This window comes from Halomonas sp. DP5Y7-2 (assembly GCF_019802025.1).
Taxonomy (GTDB): Bacteria; Pseudomonadota; Gammaproteobacteria; order Pseudomonadales; family Halomonadaceae; genus Halomonas; species Halomonas litopenaei_A.
On the sequence record NZ_JAHVHY010000006.1, the window covers coordinates 163275 to 189024 of the forward strand.

The window sequence follows — 25750 nt, forward strand, 5'->3', positions numbered from 1 at the left end:
GGCAAATGTTCGAAGTCGTAGATAGCGCGCCCTCAAGCAGCGCGGTCATAAAAGTCATCGGTGTCGGTGGCGGCGGCGGCAATGCTGTCAACCACATGGTCGAGAGCAGCATCGAAGGGGTGGAGTTCATCTGCGCCAACACTGATGCTCAGGCGCTCAAGCGGGTGTCAGCCAAGACCGTTCTGCAACTTGGTGGCGAGATCACCAAGGGTCTCGGCGCCGGTGCCAATCCGGAAGTCGGCCGCCAGGCGGCCATGGAAGACCGTGAGCGCATCGCCGAGCTGCTTGGCGGTGCCGATATGGTCTTCATCACGGCTGGCATGGGTGGCGGTACCGGCACCGGTGGCGCGCCAGTGGTCGCCCAGGTGGCCAAGGAACTCGGCATTCTGACCGTTGCCGTGGTCACGCGCCCGTTCCCCTTCGAAGGTCCCAAGCGCATGCGCGCAGCCGAAGAGGGAATGAAGGAGCTGTCCGAGCACGTCGACTCGTTGATCACCATCCCCAACGAAAAGCTGCTGTCCGTTCTGGGCAAGAGCGCCACTCTGCTGACCGCCTTCAGCGCCGCGAATGATGTGCTGCTGGGTGCGGTTCAGGGGATTGCCGAGCTGATCACCAGTCCGGGCATCATCAACGTCGACTTTGCCGACGTCAGAACGGTGATGTCAGAGATGGGCATGGCGATGATGGGAACCGGTGGAGCCACCGGTGAAAATCGCGCTCGCGAAGCCGCCGAGAAGGCCATTCGCAGCCCGCTGCTGGAAGACATCGACCTGCACGGCGCCCGGGGCATTCTGGTCAACATCACGGCAGGGCCAGATCTCTCCATTGGCGAGTTCAACGACGTCGGTGCCACTGTTCAGGAGTTCGCTTCCCAGGACGCCACCATCGTCGTGGGTACCTCCATCGACATGGACATGACCGACGAGTTGCGCGTTACCGTGGTGGCTGCGGGCCTGGATGCTCAGGTGTCGCGTCAGCAGAAGCCTGCCAGCCAGCAGCAGACTCGACGTCCTGAGGCGCGTCAACGCCCCCAGCAGGGTGCGATCAATCGCAGCCAGGGTGGCGCCGGCGTCGCGGCAGCGAGTAAGCCTGAGCCGCAGGAGTCCGCGCGACCCCAGGCCGAGAAGCGCAAGTCACAAGAGCTCGACGATTATCTGGATATCCCGGCGTTCTTGCGTCGGCAGGCGGATTGATCGAAACGAGCGTAGGGTTTTCCGGGTGCGGGCATCGGAAGGCAAGGTTTTTTTGTTGAAACGTCCGTTCGGTGTTATAGTGAACGGTGTTTCATAACCAACGACTGCCTGGCGACTGCACAATGATCAGACAACGCACCCTGAAAAACGTCATCCGCGCGACGGGCGTGGGACTGCACTCCGGCAAGAAGGTGTATCTCACCCTTCGTCCTGCGCCGGTGGACACGGGCATTGTGTTCGTGCGCACCGACCTCGAGCCGGAAGTTCGCATCCCGGCCCAGGCGATGAACGTCACCGACACTACCCTGTGTACTGCCCTGTCCCAGGATGGTGAAAAAGTTGCGACGGTGGAGCACCTGATGTCCGCCTTCGCGGGTCTCGGTATCGACAATGCCTACGTGGATGTCAGCGCGCCGGAAGTGCCCATCATGGACGGCAGCGCTGGACCCTTCGTGTTCCTGATCCAGTCTGCGGGTATTCAGGAGCAGAATGCGGCCAAGAAGTTCATCCGCATCAAGAGCGAGATCAAGGTCACCGAAGGCGACAAGGAAGCGATCTTCCTGCCCCACAAAGGGTTCAAGGTGTCCTTCGCGATCGATTTCGACCATCCTGTGTTCGAAGATCAGAAGCAGACGGCCATGGTGGACTTTTCCACCACCTCGTTCGTCAAGGAAGTGTCCCGCGCGCGGACCTTCGGCTTCATGCGTGATCTCGAGTATCTGCGGTCCAACAATCTGGCCCTTGGCGGTAGCCTCGACAACGCCATCGTGGTGGATGATTACCGCATCGTGAACGACGGTGGTCTGCGTTACGACGATGAATTCGTCAAGCACAAGGTGCTGGATGCCATCGGCGACCTTTACCAGTTGGGACACAGCCTGATTGGCGAGTTCCGCGGCGTGAAGTCCGGGCATGCGCTCAACAATCAGCTGTGCCGTGCCCTGATCGAGCAGCCGGAGGCCTGGGAAATCGTGACCTTCGAGAGCGAGGCCGAGCCCGCTCCGATTTCCTACGCAGCGCCCGCCATGGCGTGATGTCGCGGGTGGCAGGGTGATGTGAGCGTCCCGCAGATCGCCAGTCTCACCTCGCTTGCCATTGCCTGTTGTTGCCCGTGCCCGTACTCGTGACCTGCATCGACGCCGCCCCCAGGGGCGGCGTTTTGCTGTTTGAGAGTTCCGTGGCGAAGGGAGAGTTCCGTGTCGAAGGGGGCGGGCGAGCAATGCCGCAAACCGAGTGGACGTCACGAGTGCGCGTCGAGCGTGCTTGCCGCGGCTGGTCGCTAGCGCAGTGTGGTAGGTGGGGTGGCCGGTCGATGGGTTCGTTGCGCGGCCGTGGGCGACGCGCTGCTAGCGGTCGGAGCGGGATTCTGCATGGGCGGCCAGCCGTTCGAGGGCACGCTTCAGACGAGGGTCTTCGATGTCTGCCGCACAGCTCGACAGCTCATCTCCGGCCTCGGCCGGCAGTCGCCTGACCTGTCGGGGGGCGACCTTGGCAGGGCGTACCGGGCGGACCTTGAAGTGAAAGCCGGTGACCGCCTGAAACTCCGGCAGCTGGTGCAGGCTCTCCAGAAGTCGTGGCTGTTCGTAGCGCAGTCGTGTGAGCCAGGCCGCGCCATCGGTGATCAGGGTCAGGCGTCCGTCACGAAAGCCGCCGACAAACAGATGGTCGGCCAGGGGGGGTGTCAGCTCGCTACGCAGGTGCTCCTGGGCACGCTCGATCAGTCGTGCCATGCGCATCAGTCCGCCCAGTTCCCCGCGGCCTCCAAGAAGGCCGGTCATGGACTGGGCGCGGAACCGCTTAACCTTTATACTCATGAGCTTGTGTCTTGGGGTTTCCCAGGATCAATGGAGAGTGTGTCGTTGCCAATGGGTGGCACCGAGACTAGCACGCGACGGAGTTGCCCGACAGCATGACAGCCCTGGAATCACATCGTAGCTGCCCCCGCGAGGCGAGTGCCCGGCGTGTAGCGCGGTGGTGGCTGGCCGGTTTGCTGGTAGGGTGTCTGTTACCGGCCAGCCTGGCGGCGGCCGAGTCGCCCAGAGCGACCGAGCGGCTGGTGCAGATATGTATCATGGCCCCGGCGGTCATACGCGCGCATACCATGCTCAAGGCCTGTCGGCATCGGCTGGCCACTCACCCTCGAGTCTCCCTCACCTATCACCCGGTACGCGCTGATCTGCGCCGGGATACCTTTTATTTGCCTGCGGCCGCTGCACTGGATGTACGCGCGCCAAGGGCTCCCCCTGTCGTTGGCTGACATCAAGGACGTCGTTATTGCGTGAGTTTTCCGATGAGCGGAGAGCTCACTTCAGCCAGTCAATGTCAGGAAGTGTCATGATCAATTCCCTGTTGCGTAAAGTGGTCGGTTCCAAGAACGACCGTGACGTCAAACGTATGTTTCGCCAGGTGCGCGCCGTCAACGAGCTCGAGTCGAGCCTGGAGAGCCTGGACGACGCTGCCCTGAGTGCCCGCACGGCGGAATTCCGTGAGCGTCTGGCCGGGGGCGAGTCGCTGGACGCGCTGCTGCCGGAAGCCTTTGCCACCGTGCGCGAGGCCAGTAAGCGGGTCATGGGCATGCGCCATTTCGATGTACAGCTCATTGGTGGCATGACCCTCAACCGCGGTCGGATCGCCGAGATGAAGACCGGCGAGGGCAAGACCCTGGTAGCCACGCTGGCGGTGTATCTGAATGCGTTGCCCGGCAAGGGCGTGCATGTCGTCACCGTCAACGATTATCTGGCACGGCGTGACGCCAACTGGATGCGCCCTCTGTATGAGTTTCTGGGGCTGTCGGTGGGGGTGATCTACTCCGGCCAGACGTCTGAAGAAAAGCGTGATTCCTACGCCTGCGACATCACCTATGGCACCAACAACGAGTTTGGTTTCGACTACCTGCGCGACAACATGGCGTTTTCGCTGGAGGACAAGGTTCAGCGTGACCTCTACTTCGCCATTGTCGATGAGGTCGACTCGATCCTGATCGATGAAGCTCGCACACCGCTGATCATCTCCGGTGCAGTGGATGAAAACACCGAGCTCTACAAGGTGGTGGATCGCCTGGCCCAGGAGCTTGCTCCGTGCACCGACGAGGAAGATCCCGAGAGCGGCGACTTCACTCTGGACGAGAAGCAAAAGCAGGTAGAGTTGACCGAGGGTGGCCACCATCGAGTGGAGGAGCTGATGCGGGCCCAGGGGCTGCTGGGCGAGGAGGACTCTCTCTACGCCGCGCAGAACCTCAACCTGCTGCAGCACATGCACTCGGCCCTGCGTGCACGACACCTGTACCACGTCGACGTGGACTATATCGTCAGTGACGGTCAGGTCGTGATCGTCGATGAGCATACCGGTCGTACCATGCCCGGCCGCCGCTGGTCGGAAGGCCTGCACCAAGCTGTCGAGGCCAAGGAGGGCGTGACGGTTCAGCGTGAAAGTCAGACGTTGGCCTCGACGACCTTCCAGAACTACTTCCGCCTGTACGAAAAACTGTCCGGCATGACCGGTACTGCGGATACCGAGGCCTTCGAGTTCCGTCAGATCTATGGGCTCGACGTGGTGGTCATTCCCACCAATCGCCCGCTGGCGAGAAAGGACATGAATGACCTGGTGTACCTCAGTGCTGAAGAGAAGTACGAGGCCATCATCGAGGACGTCAAGGTACAGGTCGAGGCCGGTCGTCCGGTGCTGGTGGGTACCGCATCCATCGAGACGTCGGAGTATCTGGCAGAGCTGATGCGCAAGTCGGGCATCGACTTCAACGTGCTTAATGCCAAGCAGCACCAGCGCGAAGCCGACATCATCGCCCAGGCCGGTCGTCCTGGTGCCGTCACCATTGCCACCAATATGGCCGGTCGCGGTACCGACATCATGCTGGGGGGCAACTGGGAAGCGGAAGCTGCCACCCTGGACAACCCCTCCGACGCCGATGTCGAAGCGCTCAAGGAGGCTTGGAAAGAGCGTCACGAGGCCGTGCTGGCGGCCGGTGGCCTTCACGTTATCGGTTCTGAGCGCCACGAGTCGCGGCGTATCGACAACCAGTTGCGCGGCCGCTCCGGTCGCCAGGGCGATCCGGGCTCCACGCGCTTCTTCCTGTCCCTCGAAGACAATCTGATGCGTCTGTTCGGCTCCGAGCGTGTGCAGAAGCTCATGCAGGCGCTGGGACTCGAGCGGGGCGAAGCCATCGAGCACAAGATGGTATCCAATGCGGTGGAGCGTGCCCAGAAGAAGGTCGAGGGTCGCAACTTCGACATCCGCAAGCAGCTGCTTGAATATGATGATGTGGCCAATGACCAGCGCCGTGTGATCTACGAGCAGCGCAACGAGATTCTGGCGGCCAGTGACGTGTCCGAGAATGTGATGGGCATTCGCGAAGAGGTGCTGGACGAGGCGATCAGTGCCTTTGTGCCGCCTCAGAGCCTGCCGGAGCAGTGGGACCTGGCCGGTCTTGAGGCTCACCTCAAGAGCGAGTACCAGCTCGAGGCGCCGGTGGTGCAGTGGGCGGAAGAGGATGACCGGTTCCACGAGGAGCAGCTGCGCGAACGCCTGCAGACTCAGCACCGCGAGACCTATCAGGCCAAGGTGGCCATCGCCGGTGAAGAGCTGATGCGTCGGTTCGAGAAGCAGGTCATGCTGCAGGTGCTGGACACTCGCTGGAAAGAGCACCTCCAGTCGATGGACCACCTGCGTCGCGGCATTCACCTGCGTGGTTATGCGCAGAAGAATCCGAAGCAGGAGTACAAGCGCGAGTCCTTCGAGCTGTTCCAGAATCTGCTGACCAACATCAAGGCCGACGTCACGCGTATCCTCAGTCACGTCCAGGTGCGTGCGCCAGAGGAAGTCGACGCACTCGAGCGCCAGCGGCGCGAAGCCTTGGCTCGGGAAAGCGCCCAGGCGGCCAGTCGGCATGACGAGGCGCCGGCAGCGGAGGACGATGGCCAGCGGCACGTGAATGAGATGGCTGACCAGCGTCCAGTGCGCCGCGATGCCCCCAAGGTCGGTCGCAACGACGCTTGCCCGTGCGGTTCTGGCAAGAAGTACAAGCAGTGCTGCGGCAAGCTCAGCTGAGCAAGCTGCACCGCCGATGATGACGACGACCCCGGGCAATGTCCCGGGGTCGTCTCGACAGCAGGAGACTAACGATGGCAGTGGGTGACAGCAGTTTTCCAGCAATGACGCCGATCGCTGGCGTGCGTCTCGGTACCGCCATGGCCGGGATCAAGAAGCCTGGCCGGCGGGATCTGGTGCTGATTGAGGTGGCCGAAGGGGCCTCTGTGTCGGGCACGTTCACCCGCAACGCCTTCTGCGCTGCGCCGGTGCATGTGGCCAAGGCGCATCTGGCCAGCGCGCCGGCAACTCGCTACCTGGTGATCAATACCGGCAACGCCAATGCGGGCACCGGTGAGATCGGCATGCGCGATGCCAGGGCCACCTGTCAGCAAGTGGCCGACATTGCCGGGGTGAGCAGCGAGCAGGTGCTGCCGTTCTCTACCGGTGTCATTGGCGAGCCTCTGCCCATGGAGCGCCTGCTTGCAGGCCTTCCTGAAGCAGTGGATCAGCTGAGCGACAGTGCCCAAGCCTGGCGCCAGGCCGCCGAAGGCATTCTGACCACAGATACCCGCATCAAGGGCGCCGCGCGCCGCGTGATGCTCAAGGGCGGCGAGGTGGTCATCAATGGGATCGCCAAGGGCTCAGGCATGATTCGCCCGGACATGGCCACCATGCTGGGGTTTGTCGCCACGGATGCGGCCATCGAGCAGGAGGCCCTGGATGCCTGGCTGCGGGACGGGGTGAAAAGGTCGTTCAACAGTATCACCGTCGACTCGGATACCTCGACTAACGACGCGTGCATGCTGATCGCCACCGGGCAAGCCGCTGCCGTGGCTGACGCCGAGGATGAGCGACGCTTTCGCCAGGCCCTGGATGAGGTGCTGGTGAGCCTGGCACAGGCGATCATCCGTGATGGCGAGGGCGCGACCAAGTTCGTCACGCTGGCGGTGTCCGGCGCGCGCAGCGTCGATGAAGCGCGTGAGGTAGCGTTTACCGTGGCCCACTCCCCACTGGTCAAGACCGCGCTCTACGCAAGCGATGCTAACTGGGGGCGTATCCTAGCGGCGGTGGGACGCGCCCAGGTCAGTGACTTTGACGTGGACCTGGTCACCATCGACCTGGGGCCGGTGCGCCTGGTGGAGCATGGCGGCAGGGCGACAGGCTACACCGAAGAGGCCGGTAGTGCGGTGATGGCAGGAGAAGAGATCACCATCGCCATCGATCTCGGTCGCGGCGAGGCGTCGGCAACGGTGTGGACATCCGATCTGTCCCACGATTATGTCTCGATCAATGCCGACTACCGTAGCTGATTCATCCGCAAGGCATGATCTGCGGATGAATCTCGCTGCCTGAATCGGTATCCTATGCCGACTTTTATCCTGGCCCACCCGACTGAAAACTGGCGCGGGCATGGCCCGCGAATCCAAGCTGGTAACGTTGAATGAACACTATGGTGAAGAGAAGGGTGCATGTGGCGGCGGCCGCCATCATCAGCCCAGACGGTGACGAAGTGCTGCTGGCCCGGCGTCCTTCCAATGTCGACCACGGCGGCCTGTGGGAGTTTCCCGGCGGCAAGCTGGCGCCCTACGAGACCGGCCTGGAGGCGCTCAAGCGTGAGCTGCATGAAGAGCTCGGTATCGAGATACGTCGTGCCCAGCCGTTGATCCGCATCCACCACGAATATCCGGACAAGCACATCCTGCTCGATGTGTGGCAGGTAAAGGATTTCTCTGGTGAGCCGTTCGGGCGTGAAGGGCAAGCGGTGCGTTGGGTGCCCATGGGTGAGTTGATCGGCTATCCCTTCCCGGCCGCCAATCTGCCGATCCTGCGGGCAGTGATGTTGCCGTCCGAGTACCTCATCAGTGACGAAGAGGCTGATGAGGAGGTGTTTGCCGCTCGCCTGGAGCGTGCGCTGGTCGAAGATGCCGTGCGCCTGGTGCAGTTGCGTGCCAAGACGCTGGACACCGGCGCGTATGTGGCGCGTGCCGAGCGGGCTCTGGAACTGTGTCGCCGCCATGGCGCGCGGCTCATGCTCAATGGCGAACCCGAATTGCTCGACCGGGTTGATGCCGACGGCATTCACCTGACCAGCGAGCGCTTGATGGGCCTCGAGCGACGTCCGATTGCCGAGGGCAAATGGTTGTCGGCGTCTACTCATGACAAGGCACAGCTGGACCAGGCCCACGTGATTGGCTGCGATTTCGTGACGCTGTCTCCACTGCGCACCACCCCGTCGCACCCGGAAGTGGCGCCGATTGGCTGGCATGATTTCCAGCAGCTGGTCGAGCGTGCCGGCATGCCGGTCTATGCACTGGGCGGCATGACCCGCCATGATGCCAATCACGCCCGTGCCGTTGGCGCCCAGGGCATCGCCTCAATTCGCGATTTCTGGAAGTCATAGCGGGCCGTTGAGCACGCATCAGCGATAGCGACACCGTTGCTATCATCAAAGAGCCCCCGCAGGTCAATGACCTGCGGGGGCTCTTGCATCATGCGCCGGGTGGTTGGCTCAGTCCCGGAAGCGGCGGGTCAGCTCGCCATAGGCATCGATGCGGCGATCTCTCAGGTAGGGCCAGATGCGTCGCACCTGCTCGCCGTGATCCAGGTCCAGGGTGACCAGCAGGGTCTGGGGCTCCTCGCCGGCGTGCGCCAACAGCTCGCCCTGTGGGCCAGCGACGAAGCTGCCGCCCCAGAAGTCGATGCCCGGGCTGACGCCGGAGTGGTCCGGTTCGTGGCCCACCCGGTTGGCGACCAGAACCGGTACGCCATTGGCCACAGCATGGCTGCGCTGGATGATGGTCCAGGCATCCTTCTGGCGTGTCTTTTCCGCGTCATCGTCATTCGGTGCCCAGCCAATGGCAGTGGGGTACAGCAGCACCTCGGCGCCGGCAAGGGCCATCATGCGTGCCGCTTCCGGATACCATTGATCCCAGCACACCAGAACGCCGAGTCGCCCGACCGAGGTGTCGATGGGGGTGAAGCCCTGGTGATGTGCGGGGTCATGATCTCCCGGGGTGAAGTAGAACTTCTCGTAGAAGCCGGGATCATCGGGAATGTGCATCTTGCGGTAGTGACCCACAGCGCCCTTGGCGCCGTCGTAGACCACCGCCGTGTTGTGATAGATGCCGGGCGCACGACGTTCGAACAGCGAGCCCATCAGCACAATATCGAGTTCGCTGGCGAGTGCCGCCAGGCGTGTCCCGGTGGGCCCGTCCAAGGGTTCCGCGAGATCGAACAGGTCAGGATCTTCGTACTGGCAGAAGTAGTGGGTGGCATGCAGCTCCTGCAGCATCACCAGCTTGGCTCCCTGGCCGGCCAGGTCGCGGATGGCCTGTTCGCTGGCATCCAGGCTGCGTGCCTTGTCGGGCCAGGCCGGTTGTTGCACCAGGCCCACGGTCAATTGGCGCGTCATTGGTGTGCTCCTTCAAGGTTGAGAGTGCCGCGGGGCCACTGCATGGTCAGGCAGTGCAGGCTGCCATGCTGGCGGATGGCGGCGCTGGCATCGATGGGAATGATGTCACGCTCCGGGAAGGCGCCTGCCAGGGCGTTGAGCGCCGCCAGATCCTGTCGATCGCCGTACACCGGCACCAAAACGGCACCATTGATGATCAGAAAGTTGGCATAGGTAGCCGGTAGCCGATGTCCGTCGTCGCCATCCCGGCACGCGGCTGGCCAGGGCAGGGGAATCAGACGGTAGGGCGAGCCGTTGGCCTGGCGCAGCGCCGTCAATTCCTGCTCCATGGCGTGCAGGTCGGCGTAGTGGGAGTCGGCGGGATCATCGCAGCGCACGTAGGCAATGGTCTCGGCATCGCAGAAACGGGCCAGGGTGTCGACGTGACTGTCGGTATCATCCCCTTCCAGGTGTCCATGGCGAAGCCACAATACTCGCGTAAGCCCAAGCTGGCTGGCGAGCCAGTCCTCGACCTGTTGCCGGGACAGGTCAGGGTTGCGATTAGGGTTGAGCAGGCAGGCTTCGGTGGTCAGCAGGGTGCCTTGCCCGTCGGTTTCGAGAGCGCCACCCTCCATGACAACATCGCTGGTGGTGACGGGGCAGCGTATCCAGCCCGCCGTGACCAGCTGCTGCGTGAGGGTATTGTCGCGATCAGCGCGAAACTTGCCGCCCCAGCCGTTGAAGGTGAGGTCGTGGAAATGCACAGCGTCGCCATCCTGGCTGGCCAGTGGGCCATGATCACGGGCCCAGGTGTCGTCCGCCTCGACCACGACGAGGTGTACTCTGTCGGTAGCGGCACCTCGGGCCATCAGGCGCTGGTGCAGACCATCGCCGCAGGCAGGGTCGGGTACCCCGATGATGACATGCTGATAGCGGCTGATGACCAGCGCCAGCTGCTCCATCATGGCCTCGATGGCGGGCAGAGTATCGGCCCAGTCGCTGTCAGGGCGGGGCCAGGTCAGCTGGACGGCGTCCTGGGGATGCCACTCGGGAAGCAGGCGGTTCATGGCAGTGTCCTGGAGGTCGAAACGGCGAAATGTAGGCCTGCGAGCAGGAAGATGCAAGGATCTCGCAAATCCCATGCCGTGGCGATGCAGAGGCGTGCAAAAAACCGTACCATGGCGGCCTGCCGACAAGGAAAGAGTCCATGCTTGATCGATTGCCATTTCTGATCGGCTTGCGCTATGTGCGAGCCAAGCGACGCAACCACTTCATCTCCTTCATCTCGCTGACGTCCATGCTGGGGCTCACCCTGGGCGTGGCGGTACTGATTCTGGTGCTGTCAGTGATGAACGGTTTTGACCGAGAGCTACGCCAGCGGGTTCTGGGCATGGTGCCCCACACCCAAATCGAGCAGGCCGGTGGCATGACCGATTGGCAGCCTCTGGCCGAGCGTCTGACCCAGCGCGAGCACGTTATCGGTGCCGCGCCCTATATCCAGCAACAGGGCATGTTCTCCCAGGCCGGACGTAATCAGGGAGCCATGGTCAACGGCATCGATCCGCAGTGGGAAAGCCGCGTTTCCATTGTCGACGAGAACATGTCCCAGGGCTCTCTCGATGACCTGCAGCCGGGTGAGTGGCACATCGTGCTGGGGTCGATCCTTGCCAACAATCTGAGGGTCGATGTCGGTGACAGCGTCACCCTGCTGGTACCCGAAGCCTCGATCACTCCGGCTGGCGTATTCCCGCGTCTGAAGCGCTTCACCGTCAGCGGTATCTTCAGCGTAGGGGCCGACCTGGATGCCAACCTCGCCTATGCCAATATCGAGGACATGCAGACCTTGGCACGCATGGGCGATAGCGTTGGTGGCCTGCGTCTTGAGCTGGATGACCTGTTCCTGGCCGGTCAGGAAACCCAGGCCATCGTCAATGAGCTGGGCGCTGGCTATCGCGGCTACGATTGGACCTTTACCCGTGGCAACCTGTTCCAGGCCATCCAGATGGAGAAGCGCATGATCGGGCTGCTGCTGACGGTGATCATTGCCGTGGCCGCGTTCAATATCGTCTCTACCCTGGTCATGGTGGTGACCGACAAGCATGCCGACATCGCCATTTTGCGCACGATTGGCGCCACGCCTCGTTCGATCATGGGGATCTTCATGGTTCAGGGGATTGCCATCGGCGTGATCGGCATCCTGATAGGGGTTGCGCTGGGCATCTTGCTGGCGCTGACAGTGTCCGACATCATCGCTTTCGTGGAGTCCACACTGGGGATCCATTTCCTCGATGCCGGCGTCTACTTCATCAGCGACCTGCCGTCAGAGCTGATCTGGAGTGATGTGTATCAGATCGTTGCAGCCGCCTTTGTGCTGACCTTCCTGTCCACCCTCTATCCGGCGTGGCGAGCCGCCCGGGTCCAGCCTGCCGAGGTGCTGCGCTATGAGTGATGTTGTCAATCAGCCGGCAGCGACCGAGGCGCCGACTGCCCAGGCGTCCGGCAAGGTAATGCTGGAATGTCATCAGCTGTCCCGCGTCTACGACGAGGGGCCCGCCGACCTGGTCGTGCTGGATCAGCTGGAGCTCAAGGTGCACGCCGGGGAGCGCGTCGCCGTTGTCGGTAGCTCCGGGTCCGGCAAGACGACCTTGCTCAACCTCCTGGGTGGGCTGGATAGCCCCAGCGCTGGCGAGGTTCGTGTCGATGGAACGGTGCTGCATCAGTTGGGGGACGCCGAGATCGGCCGTTTTCGCAACCGCCACATCGGCTTCGTCTACCAGTTCCATCACTTGCTGGCCGAGTTCTCCGCGCTGGAGAATGTGGCGCTGCCGCTGATCATTCGCGGGAGTCGCAAGCGCGATGCCGAAGACAAGGCGCGGGCGCTGTTGCAGAAGGTGGGGCTGGGGCCGCGTGCGGATCACAAGCCCGGCGAGCTGTCCGGCGGTGAGCGCCAGCGCGCGGCCATTGCCCGCGCCCTGGTGACCGACCCCAGCTTGATGCTGATGGATGAGCCCACCGGAAACCTGGACAAGCACACCGCGGCCAGCATTCTGGCGCTGATGGATGAGCTGGCTGCCAGCGCGCGCTGCGCTTTCGTTATCGTCACCCACGACCCGGAGCTCGCCGCGCACCAAGACCGCGTGTTGCGCCTGGACAACGGCCGTCTCCAGCCCGACTGAATCGAGAGGCTGAGTCGATTGGCTGAGCCGATTGGCCGAATCGAGTGGCTGAGCCGAGTGACCTGGGTCGCATATGAATGGCCCCGCTGCATCGCAGCGGGGCCATTTTCTTTGCCAAGGTTTTCTTTGCCAAGGTTTTCTTTGCCAAGGTTTTCTTTTCCAAGGTCTGGCGCAGGCCTCGCCAAGGCTGGGAGAGCGTGCCGGCAGCTGAGCGGGCGCTGCGTCAGGAGTGAGCGCGGGCCTGACGGCGGCGGCGCCGCCGCGCCTTCCAGCTGCGCGAGACCTGCCAGCGCCATAGCAGTCGAATGACCACATTGGCGAGGGCGCCGACAATCACTGCAGCCACCAGCGAGCCAAACAGCAGTGACGGCAATATGTCCATCAGCTGTCCTTGCAGCCACTCTGTGGTCAGGCGATGTGGGGCATGCAGTGCCGGTTGCTGCAAGAGCCACGCGCCAAGGCAGTAGTTGCCATAGAAGATGATCGGCATGGTCAGCGGATTGGTGATCCATACCAGGGCGACCGACAGCGGAAGATTACAGCGACCGAGGCGCGCGCCAAGTGCCGCTACCACCATTTGGCACGGAATAGGCAGCAGGGCGCTGAACAGGCCGACGCTGAATGCGTTGGCCACGCTACGCCGTGTCAGCACCCACAGCGCGGGGTCAGCAATCAGGTGAGCCATGAAGCGCAACGAGCGCTGCCGACGCAGGGCGTCTGGCGAAGGTAGATAGCGCTTTAGTAGTCGACGCGGCATGGAGTATCAGCTCAAGGCTGCGGATGCGTGGCTATTATCCATACAAGCCGATGCCCTTGCCATGACGTCGGCCAACGCTGTGCCTGAAAGACCTGACCTGGCCGCCGGCAAGGTCTTGTCAGAGAGGAGCAAGTCGCTGTGCAGATGGGGGAGCTGAAAGGGCGCTGAACAAGGGCGGCCACCCGCGCCTCAAGCCCGGGTGACGGGGACAAGGAAGGTCCACCAGCAGGAGTGCCATGGACATGACGGGCGGTCGGTCACTGTATTGGCGTGGCGCTGCCAAGGCGGGACAGCGGTCGCGCCAGAGGCGCGGTGGTGGGCCTGCGTGGCCATCACCGGCTGTCAGTCTAGCCAGCGGCGCCACCTTGGGCGGCGCGCTGATCGGCGTGGCGGAGCCTGCCATGTACCTTCTGCTCGCGGTCGCAGTGGCCAGTCTTGCCGCGCGACGCTGGCGGCTGCTGCTGGGTGCATGGGTGGCGCTATGGGTGCTGCTGTCGCTGTTGCAGCAGCAAGGCGCGCGTCTTCCGGCGGGCCTTGCCGGAGTCACCTTGTTGGCCGATGTCCGGGTCGGCGCGGCACGTGAGCTGGCCGGGGCGCAGCGCCTGACGCTGGAGGTCGAGCGCTGTGAACCGATGCTGGCTGACAGGCTTGCCTGCGATCGCCTGGAGCGGGTTCGCGTCACCCATTACCTGGCGGCACATCAGGCAGCCGGTCTCGGCAGCCCGCAGCCGAGTGGACGCATGACGGTGGGCGAGCGCTGGCGCCTGGCGCTGCGTCTGCGGCCGCCAACTGGCTTGGCCAACCCTGGCCGCTTCGACTATGAACGCTGGCTGTGGCAGCAGGGCATTCAGGCGATCGGTGCCGTGGTATCGGAACCCCCGCCGTATCGCCGGGCGCTGGCACCAGAGGATCTGCGCGAGTCGCTGCTGGCCACGCTGGAGGGTCTGGCCTTGGCCGAGCGCACTCGTCGCTGGCTGGCGGCGCTGACGCTGGGTCGGGGCGAGCGCCTGGAGGCACAGGAGTGGCAGCTGCTTAACAGCACTGGAACCACTCATCTGGCGGTCGTGTCCGGGCTGCACGTTGGCTTGGTGGCGGTGCTCGCACTGGGCTGTGGGCGTTGGCTGTCTCGGAGGATTCAGTCTGGACGCTGGCGTCTGGTGCGCTGGCCATGGTGGTGGGCGGGAGGCTTTACCGCAGGCTTCGTCTGGCTGGTGGGTGCCGAGCCCCCGGCACTCAGGGCGCTGGTGATGATTGTCATCGCCCTGTGGGTCGCCGGCGGTCGTCATGCGCCGTCGGCGTGGCAAGGCTTGGCGGTGGCCTGGACGCTGGTGGTACTTATCGATCCGCTGTCGCTCTGGCGTCCGGGGCTATGGTTGTCCTTTGGGGCGGTAGCCGCGTTGATCATCATGTGGCAAGGGCGCGGTCTGAAGCCGCACCAGCGGTCGGGCCGGGGCGTGCAGACGGCGTTGGTCACGCTGGTACGTACCCAGCTTCTGCTGGCGCTTCCCATGGCGGGGCTGGTGCTGGCCTTTACGGGTCAAGTGTCGCTGGTGACGGTGCTGGCGAACCTGGTGGCGGTGCCGCTGGTGTCGCTGATACTGGTGCCGGCGGGCATGCTGGGTTGGGCGGTAGTGCTCGTAGCCCCGCCGCTGGCACTGTGGTGGTGGAAGGGATGGGGTTGGGTGCTGGCGGCACTGCTTGAGCTGCTTGAGGGGCTGTCCTGGCCAGCCGCAATGCTGTGGCTCGATGTCGATATCCGGCTCTCGCTGGCGTTGCTGCTGTGGGGCATTGGCGTCGTCATCTGTCTGCCCGGCATCGGGCGCGGTCTCAAGGGGGGCGCAGTGATCGCTCTGGGCGTTGCCCTGATCAGTCTGGCGCCGGCACGGCCCGACCCCCGTACCGTTCGCCTGGTGGTGTGGGATGTGGGGCAGGGCTTGATGGTCGAAGTCCATACCGCTGGCCATCGGCTGCTGTATGACAGTGGCCCACGCTATGCTTCCGGCTATGCCCCCATCGACGGTATCTGGCCGTCACCCCAGCAGTTTGACCAGGTCATTATCAGCCATGCTGACCTGGACCACTCGGGTGGCGTGGAGCGCCTGGTCGAGCAGCATGAGGTGGCGCACTGGTGGCATCCCGCTGGACGGATACCCGGTTTACCTGCTGAGCAAGCTGCCGACGGCTGCCATTGGGGGCAGCAATGGCGCTGGGAGGGCGTCGACTTTCGTTTTCTCTGGCCAGGCTCGGATGAGGCTGTCGCGACACTGGAGTCCAATGACCAGTCCTGCGTGTTGCTGGTCAGCTCCCCTGGGGGGAGTGTGCTGATTACCGGCGACGCCAGTCGCCGGGTCGAGCGCTACCTCATCGCTCAGCTGCCTTCGCCGCCGACGGTGCTGGTGGTCGGGCACCATGGCAGTGACGACAGCACCGGCGCCGCACTGATCGACGCCAGGGCGCCGCAGTTGGCGGTAGCCTCCAGCGCCGCCTTCAACCGGTTTGGCCATCCCCATGATAATGTGATTCGGCGGCTTCGGCAGGCAGGCAGCTGTATCCTCGACACAGGGCTCGATGGTCAGCTGGTGATCGATCTGGACAGGGCCGGCGTTCATCTGGTCAGCAGTGGACGCCGGCGTCATCTGCACGGCGGTGTCGAAGGTCTCTGCCATGGGGTAGAATCTCGCCACTGAATCTCGCTGCCCTGTGCAACCTGCTGGTGTGCCAGCGAGCTGGCATCGTCACCAGGCTTGGTCGCGGCTGATGCCGAAAAGGCTGAATGCTGCGCTGATCGACGTGCTGGTGGTCGACGTGCTGGTAGTCGACGTGCTGGTAGTTGACCTGTTGGCAGTCGACCTGCTGGCAGAAACGCAGCAGGTGAACCCAGCCAGGCTGGGTCATGCGACAGGGCTGATTCCCCTTGCAACTGGAGCCAACGTGAGCGAATACTCCGGCTGGGCGCTGTACAAGCGCCTCCTTGGTTACGTCAGGCCGTTCTGGAAGTCCTTTCTTGTCGCGGTGATCGGTTACGCGATCTACGCGGCCTCCAGTACGGCGCTGGCCGAGATGATGAAGCGCCTGATCGACGGCATTCAGAATCCCGACGCAGCGTTTCGACTGTTTTTGCCGCTGTTTGTGGTGGGCATGTTCGGCGCGCGCGGTCTCGGCACCTTCCTCGGCACCTATTTCATGAGCAATGTGGCGCGCAATATGGTTCATCGGCTGCGCTGCGATGTGTTCAATCACATGCTGAGACTACCGGGGCGATTCTTCGACAATCACTCCTCGGGGCATCTGATTTCCCGCGTCACCTATCACGTGGAGCAGGTCACCGGTGCGGGCACCAAGGCCATTACGGTGGTGCTGCAGGAAGGCCTGTTCGTGCTCGGCCTGCTGGGCTATCTGCTGTGGACGAACTGGATGCTGACGCTGCTGTTCATGGCAGTGACGCCATTGATTGGTGGCGTAGTCAGCTATGCCAGCAAGCGATTTCGCAAGATTTCCAAGCGCATCCAGCGCTCCATGGGGGATGTCACCCATGTCGCCTCCGAGGCGCTGACCGGCTATCGCGTAGTGCGCACCCACGGGGCAGAGCAATACGAGATGACCCGCTTCCATGACGCCAGTGAGGTCAATCGTCGACAGAGCCTCAAGGAGGCCTTGACCAAGGCCACCAGCACCCCGGTCATCCAGCTGTTGGTCGCCCTGTCGCTGGCGCTGCTGGTGTGGCTGGCGATGTCGCCTGCGCTGATGGACAACATGACCCCAGGCGAGTTCGTGGCCTTCATCACCGCAGCGTCGCTGATGGCCAAGCCCATCCGCTCACTGAGCGAGATCAATGGCACCATCCAGAAGGGGATCGCCGCCTCCAGTGAGCTGTTCGGGCTGCTGGATGAGCCGGAGGAAGTCGATAGCGGGAGCTTGGTCCCGGGTCGTCTGCGTGGTGACATTCAGCTCGAGCAGGTGCGTTTCGCCTATGGCAGTGACCAGCCGGAGGTGCTCAAGGGCATTGACCTTAGCGTTCGTCAGGGGGAAATGGTCGCCATCGTGGGACGCTCGGGCAGCGGCAAGTCCACCCTGGTGAGCCTGTTGCCGCGCTTCTATCAAGCCACCGGCGGTCGCATTCTGATTGATGACGTCGCCATTGAGGAGTACCAGCTGACGGCGCTGCGTCAGCAGATCGCCCTGGTCAGTCAGCAGGTCACGCTGTTCAACGCCACCATCGCAGAGAACATCGCCTATGGCCTCCCAGACGCGGATCCTGCCGCGATCGAGGCTGCCGCCAAGGCGGCCCATGCCCACGAGTTCATCGAGCGCATGCCCGGCGGCTACCAGGCGCTGGTCGGAGATAACGGCGTGATGCTGTCAGGCGGACAGCGTCAGCGCATGGCCATCGCCCGGGCGATATTCAAGGATGCGCCGATCCTGGTGCTCGATGAAGCGACCTCTGCGCTCGACACGGAATCCGAGCGCCATATCCAGGCGGCTCTGGAAGAGGTCTGCAAAGGCCGCACGACGCTGGTCATCGCTCACCGCCTGTCGACGATTGAACGCGCCGATCGCATTCTCGTGATGGAGCAGGGGGAAATCATCGAGCAGGGCAGTCACAGTGAGCTGCTGGAGCGTGAGGGGGCTTACGCCGCCCTGCACCAGCTGCAGTTTCAGGAGGCCTGAATGGGGCTTGGTCAACGCTGGCTCGATGCCGCCTACCGAGGCTCGCCGTGGCTGACCTTGCTGCGCCCGCTGGAGCTCCTGTATCGGCGTGAGGTCGAGCGGCGCGCCAAGGCGTACCGACAGGGTTCTCGCCAGGCCTGGCGAGCGTCCGTACCGGTCATCGTCGTGGGTAATCTGACCCTGGGCGGTACCGGCAAATCCCCGCTGGTGGCCTGGCTTGCTCGGCGCCTGAAGGAGCAGGGTTGCCGCCCTGGAGTGCTCTCGCGCGGCTATGGCGGTAAGTCGGACGCCTATCCACTGCTGCTGACGCCCACCACTGAGGTAGCAGAATGCGGCGATGAGCCCCGGATGCTGGCGGATCAGACCGGACTGCCGGTGGTGGTGGATCCGGACCGCCCGCGTGGCGCTCAGCGCCTCATCGATGAAGGCTGCGACGTGATTGTCACCGATGATGGTCTGCAGCATCACGCCCTGGCTCGCGACATCGAGCTGGTCGTGGTGGATGGCAGGCGCGGGTTCGGCAATCGACGCTGCTTGCCCGCCGGGCCCTTGCGTGAGCCCTTGACCCGACTTTCCAGTGTTGACGCCCTGTTGATCAATGGCGATGGAGCTGCCTGCTTGCCCGCAGGGTACCGCATGCGGCTCGAGCCTTCAGGCTGGCGCCGGTTGGGGGATTCACGGGTCTATCCGCCGTCACCCTTGCCGTTCGACGGCCCAGTAGTGGCCGTGGCCGGCATCGGGCATCCGCAGCGATTTTTCGCCACCCTGGATGAGCTGGGGGTCGACTACCTGGCTCGGCCTTTCAGCGATCATCATCGTTATACCCCTGCGGATGTAACGACGGACAACGGGCAGCCAATGGTCATGACCGCCAAGGATGCGGTCAAATGCAGGGACCTGGCTCCGACTGATGGCTGGGTGCTGGATGTGGAGGCGCGTCCAGACCCTGACTTTATTCGCTGGTTCGATCAGCGCACGGCTGGTTGGTCGGATGGGCGCCGAGATACGGCGGCAGGCGCCTCCGGCGCTGACGGTATCCAATGACGAGATTCTGAAGTGGGGAGACGATGATGGACAAGGAACTTCTGGCAATGCTGGTGTGCCCCCAATGTCAGGGCAAGCTGCGCTATGACCGCGAGGCCAACGAACTGTGCTGTCTGTATGACGGTCTGGCCTATCCGGTACGAGACGGGATTCCGGTGATGCTGGCAGAGGAAGCCAGGGTCATGGACGTGGACGAGACGCTGAAGAGCCATCCAGGGCGCGGCGAGCCGCAAGGATAGGGAGCAGTATCGATGCAGGATTTCATTGTCGTGATTCCAGCACGCTACGCCTCGACGCGGTTGCCGGGCAAGCCTCTGGCCGACATCGCCGGGCGTCCCATGGTGGCCAGGGTCTGGGATCTGGCCAAGCGCTCACTGGCAAGTCGAGTCGTGATCGCTACCGACGACCCGCGCATCGAGCAGACAATGTCTGACCTTGGTGCGGAAGTGGTGATGACCCGTGCGGATCACTCGACCGGCACCGATCGGCTGGCGGAAGTGGTCGACCTGCTGCAGCTGAACGATGAGGCAGTGCTGGTCAATGTTCAGGGCGATGAGCCCTTGCTGCCGCCGGAGCTTGTCAATCAGGTGGCGATTCGCCTGATGCGGGACGAGGGGGCATCGGTCGCGACCCTGGCAGAATCCATTGGCGATGTGGACACCTTGTTCAATCCCAACGTGGTCAAGGTGACCCGTGCCGTCTCGGGGCGGGCGCTGACCTTTACCCGGGCGCCGATGCCGTGGGACCGAGAGGGCTTTCGTGAGCCCCCCAGCGTATTGACCACCGATGCCTGGCTACGCCATATCGGGCTGTATGCGTATCGCGCGGGCTTTTTGCGCGCCTACAGCGAGTGGCTGCCCGCTCCTATCGAGCAGCTGGAGCAGCTGGAGCAATTGCGCGCGTTGCACTACGGACACGCTATTCAGGTGGCTCTGGCAGAGCAGACGCCAGGAGCCGGCGTGGATACAGAGGAGGATCTCGCCCGCGTGCGCGCTCACTTCGAGCAGCGGGCGAGAGGAGCCACGCCATGAGACTGGACGACTCGCCCGCGAAGATTCGTGTGCTGTTTGTCTGCCTGGGCAATATCTGCCGCTCGCCGACCGCAGAGGGAGTGTTCCGTCAGCAGGTGCGCGCGTTAGGCCTTGATGACCGCGTCGAGATTGACTCGTGTGGCACCGGCGGCTGGCACATCGGCGAGCCCCCCGATGCACGGGCGCAGCAGGCGGCGAAGCAGCGGGGCATCGATATTTCCGGGTTGCGTGGTCGGCAGCTGTGCCAAGAGGATTTTACGCGATTCGATGTTGTGCTGGCGATGGACCACGACAACCTCGCCGAGCTGGAGCGATGGATGCCGGCCGATAGCCAGGCTTCCATAGGCTTGTTGATGGAGTGGGCCGGTGAGCCTGGGGCGGCCGTGCCGGACCCTTACTATGAAGGTGGCTTAGATAGGGTCTATGCGATGATCGAGCGGGCCTCCCAGGCGCTTGTGGCAGAGCTGGAGCAGCGCCTGGAGGCGGCGAGGTGAAGCTATCCATCGAGCATGACGTGATGCTGTCGGGGGCCAACACGCTCGGCCTGCCCTGCAGAGCGGAGCGAGTAGCCGTCGCCAGGGATCGTCAGCAACTGGCAGCACTGCTGGAGAGCAGCCGCGATGAGCCGGTGACGCTGTTGGCCGGGGGCAGCAACCTGATCCTGCCCAGCGTGCTTCCAGGACTGACGCTTCGGCCCCAGCTGGACTACTGGTGGATCGAGCGTTGCGGCAGCGAGGCCCTGGTGCACGTGGGGGCGGGGGTCAGCTGGCATCGGCTGGTGATGGCCCTGGCTCGCGACGGCTGGTGGGGGCTCGAGAACCTTGCCCTGATTCCCGGTCATTGTGGAGCGGCACCCATACAGAATATCGGTGCCTACGGCGTCGAACTGGCCGACGTGCTGGCCTCGGTGAGCGTTCTTCATCGCGCCGACGGCAGGGCGGAGACGCTGGACGTAGATGCCTGTGGCTTCGGCTACCGGGAGAGCCGCTTCAAGGGGGAGTGGCAGGGGAAGGTGATCATCACCGACCTGACCCTCAAGGTGACTCGCCATGGAGCTCCCAGGCTCGGATATGGCGATCTGGCCCAGCGGGTGAGTGCCAAGGCGTCGGCCCTGGAGGTCGCCGAGGCCGTCTGTCAGGTGCGTCAGGAAAAGTTGCCGGACCCGCAGGTCCTCGGCAACGCCGGCAGTTTTTTCAAGAATCCTGTGGTGGATGCGTATCGGGCTGAGGCATTGGCCGAACAGTTTCCCGCCATGCCCCGCTACCTGCTGGAAGATGGCAGGGTCAAGCTGGCCGCTGGCTGGTTGATTGATCAGTGCGGTTTGAAAGGCTGGCGCGACGGCCACTTCGGCGTTCATGACCGCCAGGCGCTGGTGCTGGTGCATCATGGTGGTGGCGATGCACAGGAGCTGCTGACTTTCGCCGACAAGGTGGCTGGACGGGTGGCAGAGCGCTTTGGGGTTACGCTGGAGAGGGAGCCCCGCCTGGCCTAGGCGATGGTGGCCACGGGCCAAGGTCGCTGAGCACGGTGTCTATCACGTCTGCACAAAAAAACGCCCGCAGCCTTGGCTGCGGGCGTTTTTGGTTGGCCGAGACTAGAGGTTGTGACTATCGCCCGTCTTGTCCTGGCTGGCAGCCACCGAGCCTGACTCACGCTTTCGCTGTTCGCGCGGGTCGTTGTGGGCACGGCGACGGCGGCGACGAGCAGGCTTGTCCGACGCGCTGCTCTTGCTGTCGCTATCGTCTTCTGCCTTGGCTTCAGCTGTTGGGGCCTCAGCAGCCTTGCTCTCAGCTTCCGCCTTCGTCTCTGCCGGCTTAGCCTCAGCCGCCTTCGCTTCAGCCGTCTTGGGCTCGCTCGGCTTGGTTTCGCTCGGCTTGGGCTCGCTCGGCTTTGCTTCGGTCGGCTTGGGATCAGCAGGCTTTGACGCAACAGCCTTGCTGTCAGTCACCGCCTTGGCTTCCGTCGGCTTCGTTTCAGCCGCTTTGGCCTCAGCCGGCTGGGCCTCGACAGCCTTGGACTCAACAGCCTTGCTGTCAGTCACCGCCTTGGCTTCCGTCGGCTTGGCTTCAGCCGCTTTGGACTCAGCAGGCTGGGCCTCGACAGCCTTGGTCTCGGCAGGCTTGGACTCAACAGCCTTGCTGTCAGTCGCCGCCTTGGCTTCCGTCGGCTTCGCTTCAGCCGTTTTGGACTCGGCAGGCTGGGCCTCGACAGCCTTGGTCTCGGCAGGCTTGGACTCATTAGCCTTGCTGTCAGTCGCCGCCTTGGCTTCCGTCGGCTTCGCTTCAGCCGTTTTGGACTCGGCAGGCTTGGACTCGACAGCCTTGCTGTCAGTCGCCGCCTTGGCTTCCGTCGGCTTCACTTCCGCTGGCTTGGTCTCAGCCGACTTGGTCTCGGCGGGCTTGGACTCAACGGGCTTGGACTCAACGGGCTTGGACTCAGCAGCCTTGGTGTCAGCCGCCTTGCTGTCAGCTTCCGCCTTGGTGTCAGCTGGCTTGGCTTCGGTCGGCTTGGCTTCAGCGGTTTTGGTCTCAGTCGCCTTACTGTCCGCTTCCGGCTTGGCTTCAGCAGGCTTGGCTTCAGCGGTCTTGCTGTCAGCTTGCTGCTTGGGATCCGCTGCCTTGGCGTCGGTGGGCTTGGCGTCTGCCGTCTTGGCGTCAGCAGCCTTGGACTCAGTCTCCGCCGGGGCGTTGACGTTCTGGCCGGCCTTAGTGGCTGGGGCCTTGGGAGCGTCAGTGGTGCCCGCTTCGGCTGACTGACCATGGTCGTCGCTAGCGGCAGCCTCTGCCTGCAGGCGCTGTTGCTCCTTTACGGCATCGGGATTGATCGCCTGCTTGCGGCTGCGATTACGCGGATTGTTGCGGGTGCGCTTGGGCTTGGTGTCCTTGGGTGCGTCGCTGGCAGCCGGGCCGTCAGCCTGAGCGGCGCTCTGGCTGTTCTTGGCCGTGCTGGGCTTGGCACTGGATGCCTTGCTGTCGTCGCTCTTGCGAGACTCCTGCTGACGCGGCTCTTGTTGGCGTGACGCCTGCTGACGTCCGTCGTCGCGACGTGAGCGCTGACGGTTGTCGTTGCCATCGCTCTTGTCGTTACGGGTGTCGGCCTTGGGCTGACGACGATCCTGTTGGCGGCGGTCCTGACCACTGCTGTCACTGCGACGTTCCTGGCCGCTGTTGTCACTGCGACGGTCCTGGTTATCGCTGCGCCCGGCGCGTTGGCTGTTGCTCTGCTGGCGCTGGTTGGTCTGACCGTTGCTGCGACGATTGCGCTGACGTCCGCTGTCGCTACGCTGGCCGCCGTCAGAGCGCTGCTGCCGTTCGGAGGCGTTGGCGTTCGTCTTGCGCGCGTCGGCGCGAGCGCTGTCGCTGGTGTCTTCTTCGCCGCCGAGGAAGCGAGCGAAGCCTTTCACCAGGCGCCCAAACAGTCCCGCATTGTGCACGCCCGCCTGACTGGTATTGGCTGCCGGCTGGCGCTGCTGCCGCGCAGGGGCCTGGCGGCTGGCGCGCTGAGGCGCTGCCGGGCGCGCTTCCTTGGCCACTTCTTCCTCGTTGAGGGAAGCGGGGGCGGGAGCGTTATGCACGACGCTCTTCACCGCTGCCTCGGCGCGCTGCACCGGCTTGCCGAACGCAGCGTCGGGTTCCTTGCCGACCTCGGTGTCGGTGGACAGCTCGAAGCTGGAGGCGTGGGCGGTGCCTTCTTCATCGACGTGATCATCGCGCAGGCGCTGCACGTCGTAGTGCGGCGTATCCATGTCCGGGCTGGGCAGCACGACCACGCGCACGCCTTGACGACGCTCGATTTCGGCCAGCACGGCGCGCTTCTCGTTGAGCAGGTAGGTGGCTACCGGCACCGGCAGAATGGCGCGAATCTGCGCGCTGCGCTCCTTCATCGCCTCTTCTTCGATCAGGCGCATCACCGACAGCGACAGCGAGCGGACATCGCGGATAGTGCCCTGACCATCGCAGCGGGGACAGACCACGCCGCTGGTTTCGCCCAGGGAAGGGCGCAGGCGCTGGCGTGACATTTCCATCAAGCCAAAGCGTGAGATGCGTCCGATCTGGACCCGGGCGCGATCAAGCTTGAGGGCATCACGCGCGCGATTCTCGACCTCACGCTGATTGCGTGCGGGCCCCATGTCGATGAAGTCGATGACCACCAGGCCACCGATGTCCCGCAGACGCAGCTGTCGTGCGATTTCGTCGGCAGCCTCGAGGTTGGTCTGCAGTGCGGTCTCTTCAATATCGCTGCCGCGGGTGGCCCGCGCCGAGTTGATGTCGATGGACACCAGCGCCTCGGTGTGATCGATGACGATGGACCCACCGGAGGGCAACTTGACCTCCCGCTCGTAGGCCGTCTCGATCTGTGACTCGATCTGGAAGCGGGAGAACAGCGGTACCTCATCGGCGTACAGCTTGATCTTCTGCTGATAGGAGGGCATCACCTGGCGAATGAAGGAGAGCGCTTCCTGGTGAACCTCGGGGCTGTCGATCAAGACCTCGCCGATGTCCTGGCGCAGGTAGTCGCGCATGGCGCGAATAATGACGTTGGATTCGCGGTAGATCAGGAAAGGCGCAGAACGCTTGCCGGCCTCTTCGGTGATGGACTCCCACACCTGAACCAGATAGTCCAGATCCCACTGGAGTTCTTCCGGGGAGCGCCCGATACCTGCGGTACGGACGATCAGGCCCATCTTGTCAGGCACCGTCAGCTGGCCCATGGCTTCCTTGAGCTGGGCACGTTCCTCGCCTTCGATGCGACGCGAGATACCGCCAGCGCGGGCATTGTTGGGCATGAGAACCAGGAAGCGGCCAGCCAGGCTGACAAAGGTGGTCAGTGCAGCACCCTTGTTGCCACGTTCTTCCTTGTCGACCTGAACGATGACTTCCTGGCCTTCCTTGAGGACTTCCTTGATGCTGGGACGTCCTGAGGGCTCCTTGATGAAGTACTCGCGAGCGATTTCCTTGAGCGGCAGGAAACCGTGTCGCTCGGCACCAAAGTCGACGAACGCCGCTTCGAGGGAGGGTTCTACGCGGGTGATCTTGCCGCGATAGATGTTGGCTTTTTTCTGTTCCCGGGCACCGGATTCGATGTCCAGGTCGTACAGGCGTTGTCCATCCACCAGGGCGACGCGCAGCTCTTCAGGCTGGGTCGCGTTGATGAGCATCCGTTTCATGTTGTCTCGCAAAATGGGCGCGCCGGAGGGCGCCCATTGGCAACGGCAATGGTGAACCGCTGGTGCAGCGTGCTTGTGCTCAGCGCATGTCGCGGAAGCTGCGCCCGGCCACGACATCCAGCTGCGATCGCCGTGGCATGATCATGTTGAGTACGGGGCGGAGGGAGAACGTGTCTCGGTGGGGCCTTGCCCATCCGGTCCTGCCGTCACCGCCAACACCTGGCATTCAATCGATTCACCGTTGCCGGCCTCCGGCACGGTGTTGTACGTCTCCCGACGA

21 protein-coding genes are annotated in these 25750 nt (G+C 63.5%); 16 read left to right on the top strand and 5 right to left on the bottom strand.

From position 1 onward, the window contains the following. Positions 1 to 5: 5 nt before the first annotated feature. Together ftsZ and lpxC are read left to right on the top strand one after the other, a co-directional pair. A complete protein-coding gene (gene ftsZ, locus KUW18_RS12935) occupies positions 6 to 1193 on the top strand; it encodes a cell division protein FtsZ (protein ID WP_206937325.1) in 1188 nt (395 codons plus the stop codon). 122 nt (positions 1194 to 1315) lie between these two features. After that, entirely contained in the window at positions 1316 to 2227 is a 912-nt protein-coding gene (gene lpxC / locus KUW18_RS12940; RefSeq protein WP_222163017.1) for a UDP-3-O-acyl-N-acetylglucosamine deacetylase, read from the top strand. Between the two features lie 312 nt (positions 2228 to 2539). Here lpxC and KUW18_RS12945 read toward each other — a convergent pair whose 3' ends face one another. Continuing rightward, positions 2540 to 3007, bottom strand: coding sequence for a DUF721 domain-containing protein (locus KUW18_RS12945; RefSeq protein WP_222561584.1), 468 nt, complete (start codon positions 3005 to 3007; stop codon positions 2540 to 2542). 95 nt (positions 3008 to 3102) lie between these two features. Between KUW18_RS12945 and KUW18_RS12950 the strand changes: the two genes are divergently transcribed. From KUW18_RS12950 to KUW18_RS12965, 4 genes are all read left to right on the top strand, one after another. After that, positions 3103 to 3450 (top strand): hypothetical protein, encoded by a 348-nt coding sequence (locus KUW18_RS12950; RefSeq protein WP_222561585.1) that lies wholly within the window; start codon positions 3103 to 3105, stop codon positions 3448 to 3450. Positions 3451 to 3527: 77 nt separating this feature from the next. Next, positions 3528 to 6254, top strand: coding sequence for a preprotein translocase subunit SecA (gene secA, locus KUW18_RS12955; RefSeq protein ID WP_206937335.1), 2727 nt, complete (start codon positions 3528 to 3530; stop codon positions 6252 to 6254). A gap of 74 nt (positions 6255 to 6328) precedes the next feature. Beyond that, positions 6329 to 7546, top strand: a complete 1218-nt coding sequence (gene argJ, locus KUW18_RS12960; RefSeq protein ID WP_222561586.1) for a bifunctional glutamate N-acetyltransferase/amino-acid acetyltransferase ArgJ — start codon at positions 6329 to 6331, stop codon at positions 7544 to 7546. A gap of 140 nt (positions 7547 to 7686) precedes the next feature. Then, positions 7687 to 8637, top strand: coding sequence for a Nudix family hydrolase (locus tag KUW18_RS12965; RefSeq protein ID WP_222561691.1), 951 nt, complete (start codon positions 7687 to 7689; stop codon positions 8635 to 8637). A gap of 108 nt (positions 8638 to 8745) precedes the next feature. On the opposite strand, the gene KUW18_RS12970 is transcribed toward KUW18_RS12965, so the two are convergent. Together KUW18_RS12970 and KUW18_RS12975 are read right to left on the bottom strand one after the other, a co-directional pair. Continuing rightward, on the bottom strand, positions 8746 to 9648 hold the full coding sequence (locus KUW18_RS12970) for a carbon-nitrogen hydrolase (protein WP_222561587.1): 903 nt from the start codon (positions 9646 to 9648) through the stop codon (positions 8746 to 8748). Further along, a complete protein-coding gene (locus tag KUW18_RS12975; RefSeq protein ID WP_222163021.1) occupies positions 9645 to 10694 on the bottom strand; it encodes an agmatine deiminase family protein in 1050 nt (349 codons plus the stop codon). The genes KUW18_RS12970 and KUW18_RS12975 overlap by 4 nt, the downstream gene beginning before the upstream one ends. A 140-nt stretch (positions 10695 to 10834) precedes the next feature. On the opposite strand from KUW18_RS12975, the gene KUW18_RS12980 reads away from it, so the two are divergent. The 3 genes from KUW18_RS12980 (at position 10835) to KUW18_RS12990 (ending at position 13036) form a co-directional block, all read left to right on the top strand. Continuing rightward, positions 10835 to 12076 carry a lipoprotein-releasing ABC transporter permease subunit gene (locus KUW18_RS12980; RefSeq protein ID WP_206937348.1) on the top strand — a complete coding sequence of 414 codons (1242 nt, stop codon included), beginning with the start codon at positions 10835 to 10837 and terminating at the stop codon, positions 12074 to 12076. Then, complete coding sequence (locus tag KUW18_RS12985; RefSeq protein ID WP_222561588.1) at positions 12069 to 12803, top strand: ABC transporter ATP-binding protein; 735 nt, start codon at positions 12069 to 12071, stop codon at positions 12801 to 12803. Before KUW18_RS12980 ends, KUW18_RS12985 begins: the two co-directional genes overlap by 8 nt. Before the next feature lie 77 nt (positions 12804 to 12880). Beyond that, positions 12881 to 13036 (top strand): hypothetical protein, encoded by a 156-nt coding sequence (locus tag KUW18_RS12990; RefSeq protein WP_222561589.1) that lies wholly within the window; start codon positions 12881 to 12883, stop codon positions 13034 to 13036. Here KUW18_RS12990 and KUW18_RS12995 read toward each other — a convergent pair. Next, positions 13027 to 13560, bottom strand: coding sequence for a DUF2062 domain-containing protein (locus KUW18_RS12995; RefSeq protein ID WP_206937354.1), 534 nt, complete (start codon positions 13558 to 13560; stop codon positions 13027 to 13029). The two genes, KUW18_RS12990 and KUW18_RS12995, sit on opposite strands and share 10 nt — an antisense overlap. Before the next feature lie 242 nt (positions 13561 to 13802). Between KUW18_RS12995 and KUW18_RS13000 the strand changes: the two genes are divergently transcribed. From KUW18_RS13000 to murB, 7 genes are all read left to right on the top strand, one after another. Then, positions 13803 to 16247 carry a ComEC/Rec2 family competence protein gene (locus KUW18_RS13000; RefSeq protein WP_222561590.1) on the top strand — a complete coding sequence of 815 codons (2445 nt, stop codon included), beginning with the start codon at positions 13803 to 13805 and terminating at the stop codon, positions 16245 to 16247. Positions 16248 to 16317: 70 nt separating this feature from the next. Beyond that, positions 16318 to 18228 carry a lipid A export permease/ATP-binding protein MsbA gene (msbA, locus tag KUW18_RS13005; RefSeq protein ID WP_261396670.1) on the top strand — a complete coding sequence of 637 codons (1911 nt, stop codon included), beginning with the start codon at positions 16318 to 16320 and terminating at the stop codon, positions 18226 to 18228. Continuing rightward, entirely contained in the window at positions 18229 to 19272 is a 1044-nt protein-coding gene (lpxK, locus tag KUW18_RS13010; RefSeq protein ID WP_222561591.1) for a tetraacyldisaccharide 4'-kinase, read from the top strand. A 26-nt stretch (positions 19273 to 19298) separates the two neighbouring features. Beyond that, entirely contained in the window at positions 19299 to 19511 is a 213-nt protein-coding gene (locus tag KUW18_RS13015) for a Trm112 family protein (protein WP_206937364.1), read from the top strand. A gap of 12 nt (positions 19512 to 19523) precedes the next feature. Further along, positions 19524 to 20303 carry a 3-deoxy-manno-octulosonate cytidylyltransferase gene (kdsB, locus tag KUW18_RS13020; protein ID WP_222238155.1) on the top strand — a complete coding sequence of 260 codons (780 nt, stop codon included), beginning with the start codon at positions 19524 to 19526 and terminating at the stop codon, positions 20301 to 20303. Then, positions 20300 to 20797: a low molecular weight protein-tyrosine-phosphatase gene (locus tag KUW18_RS13025; RefSeq protein ID WP_261396671.1), complete on the top strand. Its 498-nt coding sequence runs from the start codon at positions 20300 to 20302 to the stop codon at positions 20795 to 20797. Before kdsB ends, KUW18_RS13025 begins: the two co-directional genes overlap by 4 nt. Then, the gene (gene murB, locus KUW18_RS13030; RefSeq protein ID WP_222561592.1) at positions 20794 to 21795 is read left to right on the top strand and encodes a UDP-N-acetylmuramate dehydrogenase; all 1002 of its coding nucleotides are present in this window, start codon (positions 20794 to 20796) and stop codon (positions 21793 to 21795) included. The genes KUW18_RS13025 and murB overlap by 4 nt, the downstream gene beginning before the upstream one ends. A gap of 102 nt (positions 21796 to 21897) precedes the next feature. On the opposite strand, the gene rne is transcribed toward murB, so the two are convergent. Beyond that, positions 21898 to 25470: a ribonuclease E gene (gene rne / locus KUW18_RS13035; RefSeq protein ID WP_222561593.1), complete on the bottom strand. Its 3573-nt coding sequence runs from the start codon at positions 25468 to 25470 to the stop codon at positions 21898 to 21900. Positions 25471 to 25750 lie beyond the last annotated feature (280 nt).

Bases quoted from the DNA above. Each gene is read 5' to 3' on its own strand.
- KUW18_RS12975 (WP_222163021.1), bottom strand. From the start codon at position 10,694: ATGAACCGCCTGCTTCCCGAGTGGCATCCCCAGGACGCCGTCCAGCTG.
- argJ (WP_222561586.1), top strand. From the start codon at position 6,329: ATGGCAGTGGGTGACAGCAGTTTTCCAGCAATGACGCCGATCGCTGGC.
- KUW18_RS12990 (WP_222561589.1), top strand. From the start codon at position 12,881: ATGGCCCCGCTGCATCGCAGCGGGGCCATTTTCTTTGCCAAGGTTTTC.
- KUW18_RS12950 (WP_222561585.1), top strand. From the start codon at position 3,103: ATGACAGCCCTGGAATCACATCGTAGCTGCCCCCGCGAGGCGAGTGCC.
- KUW18_RS13015 (WP_206937364.1), top strand. From the start codon at position 19,299: ATGGACAAGGAACTTCTGGCAATGCTGGTGTGCCCCCAATGTCAGGGC.
- KUW18_RS12970 (WP_222561587.1), bottom strand. From the start codon at position 9,648: ATGACGCGCCAATTGACCGTGGGCCTGGTGCAACAACCGGCCTGGCCC.
- msbA (WP_261396670.1), top strand. From the start codon at position 16,318: ATGCCGAAAAGGCTGAATGCTGCGCTGATCGACGTGCTGGTGGTCGAC.
- KUW18_RS12965 (WP_222561691.1), top strand. From the start codon at position 7,687: ATGGTGAAGAGAAGGGTGCATGTGGCGGCGGCCGCCATCATCAGCCCA.
- KUW18_RS12985 (WP_222561588.1), top strand. From the start codon at position 12,069: ATGAGTGATGTTGTCAATCAGCCGGCAGCGACCGAGGCGCCGACTGCC.
- kdsB (WP_222238155.1), top strand. From the start codon at position 19,524: ATGCAGGATTTCATTGTCGTGATTCCAGCACGCTACGCCTCGACGCGG.
- ftsZ (WP_206937325.1), top strand. From the start codon at position 6: ATGTTCGAAGTCGTAGATAGCGCGCCCTCAAGCAGCGCGGTCATAAAA.
- KUW18_RS12945 (WP_222561584.1), bottom strand. From the start codon at position 3,007: ATGAGTATAAAGGTTAAGCGGTTCCGCGCCCAGTCCATGACCGGCCTT.
- KUW18_RS12980 (WP_206937348.1), top strand. From the start codon at position 10,835: ATGCTTGATCGATTGCCATTTCTGATCGGCTTGCGCTATGTGCGAGCC.
- lpxK (WP_222561591.1), top strand. From the start codon at position 18,229: ATGGGGCTTGGTCAACGCTGGCTCGATGCCGCCTACCGAGGCTCGCCG.
- lpxC (WP_222163017.1), top strand. From the start codon at position 1,316: ATGATCAGACAACGCACCCTGAAAAACGTCATCCGCGCGACGGGCGTG.
- rne (WP_222561593.1), bottom strand. From the start codon at position 25,470: ATGAAACGGATGCTCATCAACGCGACCCAGCCTGAAGAGCTGCGCGTC.
- KUW18_RS12995 (WP_206937354.1), bottom strand. From the start codon at position 13,560: ATGCCGCGTCGACTACTAAAGCGCTATCTACCTTCGCCAGACGCCCTG.
- secA (WP_206937335.1), top strand. From the start codon at position 3,528: ATGATCAATTCCCTGTTGCGTAAAGTGGTCGGTTCCAAGAACGACCGT.
- KUW18_RS13025 (WP_261396671.1), top strand. From the start codon at position 20,300: ATGAGACTGGACGACTCGCCCGCGAAGATTCGTGTGCTGTTTGTCTGC.
- KUW18_RS13000 (WP_222561590.1), top strand. From the start codon at position 13,803: ATGACGGGCGGTCGGTCACTGTATTGGCGTGGCGCTGCCAAGGCGGGA.